Origin of the sequence: Moorena sp. SIO4A5 (assembly GCF_010672005.1) — a bacterium.
In the GTDB taxonomy this organism is placed as follows: Bacteria; Cyanobacteriota; Cyanobacteriia; order Cyanobacteriales; family Coleofasciculaceae; genus Moorena.
Map to the genome: position 1 here is coordinate 1 of NZ_JAAHHZ010000241.1, position 7169 is coordinate 7169.

Here is a 7169-nt window from a genome sequence, read left to right on the forward strand (position 1 = left end):
CCATCCAGCATATAAGCTAGAGCTTGAGGCAGTGCTGCCATCACATCAAACTTGGTACTTTTGGATTCGATCACCAGTATCCAAAGTCTCTGTCGCACTACTAAAACATCTATCCTGCCTCTTACAATTACTCGATTGTCTTCAGCAGCAATTGCCACAGAAGTTTCAGTTTTGATTGAAAAGGGGGGTTGAAAGAATCCAGCGAGATCGAGTAATGGTGATAGAACCACCATTTTTACAGCCTCTTCTAAGAGAGGGCGGCGATTAACCAAGTTAAAGTAGTTACTGCGGACTCTTTCCAGAGAACGTTTTTCCTCATCCGTTAAAGACGGTAAGTTGTCTTGCCAATCTGGAAAAAACTGACTATCGGTTGTTAGTTGTAGTCCAAAGTGTTCTTGCAGTTCTTCTAGGCTAAGATCTTGAGCTTGAATAGTTTGAACCATAATGAGTCATTGGTTGAATATCGTGATTTTTTTGGCATCATGGAAGTAGCTCCTATTTAGGTGGGAGGAAAACCGCGCTGGATATGATTAACGGGCATGACCAGCGCGGTTATTAGTATCAGTCTTTACCTTCTATAGTATAGATAAATCCTCGAAAAAATGCAAGGGTTAATTAAAATATTTTACATTTATTTGCAATTAGTTTTATTAACCATTTTTAGACTCAATTCTGTCTAATAAATTTACCTGATTTTTTTATTAACTGAGCTACAAATTATTGGTTTTTAGGGAGCAGGAATCCCCTCTGATCCCAGGGCTTTTTTTGGCGTCGGACTCAAATGTAATTGGTGGGGAGATAGGGAGATAGGCAGATAGGGAGATAGGGAGATAGGGAGATAGGGACGCACCCGTTCCCTGTTCCCTGTTCCCTAAAAAACCATAAATATCTACTTTCTAACCAACAGCAAATCCATCAAATTGACGCATAAATGGGGCATGATACCCTAGGACAATATCTTGTTTCGGTATCCCTAATTCAAGTAACTCATTCGCCACCCCAAACTCGGTGCCATCATGTTGAATCCAGATTTTTCCATCAATAATATCAATGTGAATCAAAGGTCCAAAAACACGACGATAATTTTGCCATCCTGCATGAAAGACTTGATAATGATCTTGCTCAGGATCGAAGAATTTATAGACTTTGATATCTTCATTGGCTAACTTAACCAGACTATGCTTTTCCAAGGTTTCCTGAATCAAACGACGATACTGAATTAACTTATCCACTGCAAAATTACCTCCTGATTTGGCTCATATACCAATAGGTGTATTTGAGATTCTTTAATCGTTTGTTGTGCGAAAGGACGACGAAAAAACTCTTCGTAAGTATAAGTAGGAACGGCTAGATAAAGTTTACGTTCCGGTTGTTGCGCTTTTAAGGCAATTCGATAACTTAAACATTGTCCCACTGCTAAGTAAAATTCATAAATTGTAGAAGAACCGATAAAACTTTTCACCTCAACAGCAATTTTTTCAAGACCTTGCTCCGCTGCAATTAGTTTCTCTCCTGCCAGATCTATTTGAATACGAGCGTTATCAAAATCCAGGTAGAGTGGATCGTGAGTGATAATCCATCCATCCTTAATTAGTCCTCCTTTGACAGCTTCATGAAAATAATCCTTAGCAGACATATGATATGCTTTTCCTGAATTTTAGCAATAGTTCACGTTATTTCTTCTAGACTCTTAAAAGAAGCTATCCAACCACATCAGGCTTTTTTTAGTTAAAAAGATTTAACTTCTCAGTAAAACTCATGACCGCAAGGGTTTTGACTGGGGCAGAAATGCCCAACTGTGAGGTTGGTAAGCTCAAGGCGTAGCCGTGGGATGATCTGATATCATGTTCAGTTGAATACTTACACTCTAGTCGAATCGAAGGCAGAGGGCAGAAGGCACAAGGCAGAAGTAAAGAAGTAAGGTTTCAAGGAAGAAGGTTTTTTATCTCTAATTATCCGGACATGATATCACTCTTCCAGTCGATAGTGGTCACACAAAATAGCTTGAGATGAATGCTGCTGGCTATTTTTTTCCTACAAAGCTAGGTTAAAAATATGCTGTGCGGATAACTTGAACTGGGGAAAAGTCGTGGAAACAATGGGAGTATTTCCCGTAAAGGGCGTCATCTGATATTCGCCGTCAACTAAATGACAAACAAAAAATGTGGGTTGCTTGGGGTTGCCGATAAACTTTCTCGCCCCCAATGCGGCATAATCGATAATCCAATATTCTTCGATCCCCATCTCTTCATAATCTCTAAGCTTATTGTAGTAATCGTCACGCCAATTAGTTGAAACAACTTCGACGATTAATTTGACGGAATCAGGATTTTGAATAATTGATTCGCTTTCCCACCGAGATTCCGCCCCCATAACGTCTTGATTCAAAACAATAATGTCCGGTTCATAACCTGAGTTTTCCCGTTTTGGTTTAACAATTGACTCTCTAGGAATAGTCCAAATGCCTCCTTTGTCTATCTGCCTGATAACTATCAATAGTTGCTCGATCAGAGAACCGGTTAGATTTGAATGTTTCCCCTTTGGCTTGGGCATTTCGATAATTACTCCATCATACAGTTCGTACCGGACTTCTGAGTTTTCGGGATACCAGCTGATAAATTCATCAAAGCTGTATAATTTCTGTTCGGCTTTGGCTTGAGTCATAGATCGTTCTTCTTGAAGCTGAAATTTATGGTGACAAAATGACACTATTCTGTTATATAGTCTTTATGGCATTTACCAGGTACGCTGATCAACCTCAAAGTCCCCCTTTTTAAGGGGGATTTAGGGGGATCCCTTGGTACCTAATGGGATAGAGAATTGCTATAATGAAAGAAATTGAGGCATAAATTCAGATGGCAAGTACCACTCCTAATGATACTCGTGTGACAGCTAGGCTTCCTGCATCGGTCAAAGATACTTTACAAAAGGCTGCGGATTTAACGGGGGCAACCTTAAATCAATTTATGGTTCATGCTCAGGTTAAAGAAGCCCAAAAAGTGATTAATGCAGAACAGGTGATTCACTTATCACCCCAAGATGCGGATATAATTTTTAGTCTGATTGAAAATCCGCCTGCCCCTAATAAGCATTTAAAAGAAGCTATCCAACGGCATCAGGCTTTTTTAATTGAAAAAGATTGAACTTCTGGCTTATTATGATAGATACGGGTTTGAAGGAACTAAAGAGCATCCATTATTGTTGTTTTTGCCTTTATCTAGTTTAGGTAGTGCTTGAGAAGCCAGGAAAATAAATAGAATCGATTAAATCTCAAAAATAGAACTTTCGAGAAGATCAATAACTGCTGAAACAGCTGTTTGTACCGCTCCTTGAACTGAAGCATGATTAATTGCCAAGTGTTCCCCTGCAAAGAAAACACGGGGATTATCTACTGGATAAGCTTGACCAAGTAATGGTTGATAGTTCTCCCGATCCCCTGGAGCAAAATAGGCATAAGAACCAGAACCAGACTGATTATCTTCATCCCAAATACTATGAATAATATCATCAGTATAGTCTTTAATCTCAGGATGCAGTTGGGAAACTTCGTCTAAGGTTAAATCGGTTTTAGCTGTTTCCTCTAAAGTCCTAAATTTCCTGGAATTATCTTCCCAGCGATAAGCAGCCGTTAATACTGATGGCTGATAAGAAATATCCTTATCTTTAGCAATAAAGTGAGGTTGAGAAATGTTTGTTGAGTCTAATTGAGCATTATCAGAAGGATACCAACACTTTTCGAAATTTAAATCCGTAAAGCTACCACCCCCATAGACATGATCGGCAAATTCCCAAGGACGAGCGGTACAGTGTAATAGAGTTTTACTGGCACTGCAATACCCCAAATTGTTAATAGCTTCCCGTTGTTGGCTAGGTAAACTAGGGTCAAAATTAATCTGAGCCAGAGCAGTAGCAGGAATGGTACAGATAATATAGTCAAATTCAGCGGTTTGTTGCTTATCCAGCTTATTCCAGACCAGCCTAACCCCTCTATCGGTCATTTCTATAGTTGTTACTCTGGCTTCAGTCTGGATTATGCCTGATATGCTTTTAACCAAAGCCTTAATTAACGTTTCCAGTCCTCCGATTAGCTCATATTGTTCTACTCGATGCCAAGCAAAGAAGTCAATTAAACCATTTAACAGAGATACTTTGTCGTAATGAATTGCTCCAGTAGCATGACCGAGTAACTCAAAAGCATCGGGAGAAAGATGACTGCGAAAATAGTCGGTAACCGTTAGGGTATCCCATTTTCTAACTTGATCACTGGTAAAAGTGGGTGCAAATAACTCCCATTTCTCTTTTTCAGTCAAAGAATCGATTAATTCTTCCAATAACTGGTCGTAAATTACCCCTGGGTCTTGTTGCTCATCAGGGGTTAACTTGTAAACACCAAACAACTCTTGGTAACTATCTAAACGAGTTTTATTACCCCGTAGATAAGAAAAAGCGCCGGGATTGTAATTAATAAAAGGTCTTTTTGGTAAATTAAATTTATCTATATAGTGTAATGTGCAGCCATGACTAGTAGGAATTCGCATTGCGCCTAATTCCCCATAAGTACCATCACTAAAATAATGAGTCTTAATTCTTCCTCCAAGGCGAGAATCAGCTTCTAATATAGTAACTTGATGGTTGAGTTGACTGAGTTCATAAGCACTAACAAGCCCAGCAATTCCTCCACCGATAATCGCAATTCGTTTGCGAGTACCACCTTGATCGTAGGGACTAAGGGAACCAGGATGACGATACAGGCGCTCAAAGGAAAAAGGTCGCTCTAACTCTTGTGTATGGCGGTAAGGGTTAAACATCCAGTGTTATCCTAAATTAGGGCTTAAACTGATTCTCCATCAAAAATGCGTTCGCGTAGCGTGACCTACGGCCAATCGCGTAGCGGCTCTTTAACAACCGAATAAATTAAATATTGCAATTATAATAACGATTATCGAAACTTATTATCCTTTTAATGCAAAAGGCAATATAAAAGAGGGTTTTCAGGTAATAAGCGTCAAAAAATACTGTACCTAATAAGTTCTAGAAATGTCCTTAGTTCTTAGTTAATCCTTAATCCTTAATCCTTAATCCTTCGTTCATCCTTTTTTTGACTTCGATGGGGTTTTAGGTGAGCGTGAACCCCCCTTACCATTGTCTTTCTTACCATTGTCTTTCTTACCATTGTCTTTCTTACCATTATCTTTCTTGCCAGAGTTTTGGGGTTTGACAGGACCATTGAGTTGCTGACGTCCATTGCGAATTACTCTAAGCATGTCACTGAGGTGCTGCTCAATATTGTAGAGCACTCCGTCAGCGTAGGCATCTGCCCCATTTTGAATTTCCTCACACTCCGCTAGGGTCATTTGGCGCATTTGCTCCAGTTCCTGCTGGGCTTTGCGGCGCATCTGCTCAAGCTCCGATACCGTTTGCTTGTGCATCGCCTCACACTCTTTTTGAACTTGTTGGCTGATTTGTTGGGCTTCGTGTTCCGCTTGCTGAATAATACCGAGTTCATCTAAAATCATTTCAGCACGCCGCTGAGCTGTCTCAATGATTTCTTGAGCGTACTGTTCAGCTTGCTGGATTATTGCATCGTGTTCTTCAATTATTCTAGTAGCTTGTTGAAAAGCTAAGGGCAAATTTTCCCGCACCAAGTCGAGTTGAGCCAGCAACAGTTCTTCATCAATCAGGGTGCGCCGGGTAAAGGGGATGTGGGGGCTATCGAAGATTATGTCCTCGATATAGTTAAATTGCCCCTGAATATCTATGTCTCCTGATCCAGGATTAAAGGATTCAGTAGGGTTTGGGGGTTTGTTTTGCTCGGGTGGGTCGTACCGGGATGATTCTTGGCGTAACATCGGTATATATCTAAGGCAACCTGTTGGGGGACAAGATGATCGACGGAGCCGCCAAATTTGGCAATCTCTTTGACTACGCTACTACTCAAGAAACTATATTCGTTAGAGGTGGCGAGAAAAACCGTTTCGATTTCATCCCAGAGGGTATGATTAGTATGAGCCATCTGGAGTTCCTTCTCAAAGTCAGAAAGCACCCTTAACCCTCGCAACAGTACTTGAGCTTTCTTCAGTTTGGCATATTCCACCGTTAAACCGGTGAAACTGTCCACTTCCACATTAGGTAAGTCTTGGGTGCAAAGTTTAATCTGCTCGACTCGCTCAAGCACTGTGAACAAGGGAGATTTATTTGGATTGCGCAGCACCGTCACAATCACCTTATCAAAGAGTCTACAGCCACGCTGGATGATGTCAAGGTGTCCTAGGGTAATGGGATCGAAGCTGCCTGGATAGATTGCAATCACGACGCAAGTATTACCAATGGGTTCAAGGAGTGATTATATAGCTTGTTTCACGGCGATGACATACTGAACTATTAGTGAAATATTAGTTTGTTAACTCATTGGTGATTAGTCACTAGTCATTAGTTATTGGTTTTTTTGATATAGTATAGAGCATTTTAATTGCAGCCCCACACTGTCCCCCTTCCGTCCCCCCATCCATTCCATCGGTTAACCCATTTACATCTTTTAACCCATCAGTTGCGCCATCTGCCTATTGCCCATGCTACGCTGATCAGCAATGTGTTCAGTACGCACACTCTGTGTGACCAACCGGTTAACCTAAACCCAGAAACGCCTATGGTACACATCAAGCGAGTGGAACTCTCGCGGTTCAAATCCTTCGGCGGCACCACAAAAATCCCCCTCCTGGAAGGATTTACCGTAATTTCTGGGCCAAACGGGTCAGGCAAATCCAACATCCTTGATGCTCTTCTATTTTGTCTTGGTATCGCCAGTTCCAAAGGAATGCGAGCTGAACGCCTTCCTGATTTAGTTAACCACAATAAAGAACATCGAGGCACTGTCGAAGCCAGTGTCACAGTTACCTTTGACTTATCTGACTTCAATAACTATGACGAGTTACAGGTTAAAGAGTTGGAGGAACCGTTACAGGTTAAAGAGTTGGAGGAACCGTTACAGGTTAAAGAGTTGGAGGAACCGTTACAGGTTAGCAAGTTACAGGTTGTTCGCGAACAACCCAATAACCTTCAACCCAATAACCTTCAACCCAATAACCTTCAACCCAATAACCTTCAACCCAATAACCTTCAACCCAATAACCTTCAACCCAATAACCTTCAACCCAATAACCTTCAACCCA

9 protein-coding genes are annotated in these 7169 nt (G+C 41.0%); 2 read left to right on the forward strand and 7 right to left on the reverse strand.

All coding sequences use genetic code 11. The features are described from left to right. The 4 genes from F6K57_RS33645 to F6K57_RS33660 form a co-directional block, all read right to left on the reverse strand. A partial coding sequence (locus F6K57_RS33645; RefSeq protein ID WP_293072297.1) for a type I restriction endonuclease subunit R occupies positions 1–443 on the reverse strand: 443 nt, incomplete at its 3' end. 453 nt (positions 444–896) lie between these two features. Beyond that, positions 897–1232: a XisI protein gene (locus F6K57_RS33650; RefSeq protein WP_075903894.1), complete on the reverse strand. Its 336-nt coding sequence runs from the start codon at positions 1230–1232 to the stop codon at positions 897–899. After that, positions 1220–1636 carry a XisH family protein gene (locus tag F6K57_RS33655; RefSeq protein WP_075903892.1) on the reverse strand — a complete coding sequence of 139 codons (417 nt, stop codon included), beginning with the start codon at positions 1634–1636 and terminating at the stop codon, positions 1220–1222. The genes F6K57_RS33650 and F6K57_RS33655 overlap by 13 nt, the downstream gene beginning before the upstream one ends. A 398-nt stretch (positions 1637–2034) precedes the next feature. Beyond that, complete coding sequence (locus tag F6K57_RS33660) at positions 2035–2664, reverse strand: Uma2 family endonuclease (RefSeq protein ID WP_293072298.1); 630 nt, start codon at positions 2662–2664, stop codon at positions 2035–2037. Positions 2665–2855: 191 nt separating this feature from the next. On the opposite strand from F6K57_RS33660, the gene F6K57_RS33665 reads away from it, so the two are divergent. Further along, positions 2856–3143 (forward strand): DUF1778 domain-containing protein, encoded by a 288-nt coding sequence (locus F6K57_RS33665; protein ID WP_293040168.1) that lies wholly within the window; start codon positions 2856–2858, stop codon positions 3141–3143. 120 nt (positions 3144–3263) lie between these two features. On the opposite strand, the gene F6K57_RS33670 is transcribed toward F6K57_RS33665, so the two are convergent. The 3 genes from F6K57_RS33670 to coaD form a co-directional block, all read right to left on the reverse strand. After that, the gene (locus F6K57_RS33670; protein ID WP_293072299.1) at positions 3264–4808 is read right to left on the reverse strand and encodes an NAD(P)/FAD-dependent oxidoreductase; all 1545 of its coding nucleotides are present in this window, start codon (positions 4806–4808) and stop codon (positions 3264–3266) included. A 279-nt stretch (positions 4809–5087) separates the two neighbouring features. Then, the gene (locus F6K57_RS33675; RefSeq protein WP_293017356.1) at positions 5088–5849 is read right to left on the reverse strand and encodes an ATP synthase F0 subunit B; all 762 of its coding nucleotides are present in this window, start codon (positions 5847–5849) and stop codon (positions 5088–5090) included. Further along, positions 5756–6310: a pantetheine-phosphate adenylyltransferase gene (gene coaD / locus F6K57_RS33680; RefSeq protein WP_287313897.1), complete on the reverse strand. Its 555-nt coding sequence runs from the start codon at positions 6308–6310 to the stop codon at positions 5756–5758. The genes F6K57_RS33675 and coaD overlap by 94 nt, the downstream gene beginning before the upstream one ends. Before the next feature lie 336 nt (positions 6311–6646). Between coaD and F6K57_RS33685 the strand changes: the two genes are divergently transcribed. After that, a partial coding sequence (locus tag F6K57_RS33685; RefSeq protein WP_293017361.1) for an AAA family ATPase occupies positions 6647–7169 on the forward strand: 523 nt, incomplete at its 3' end.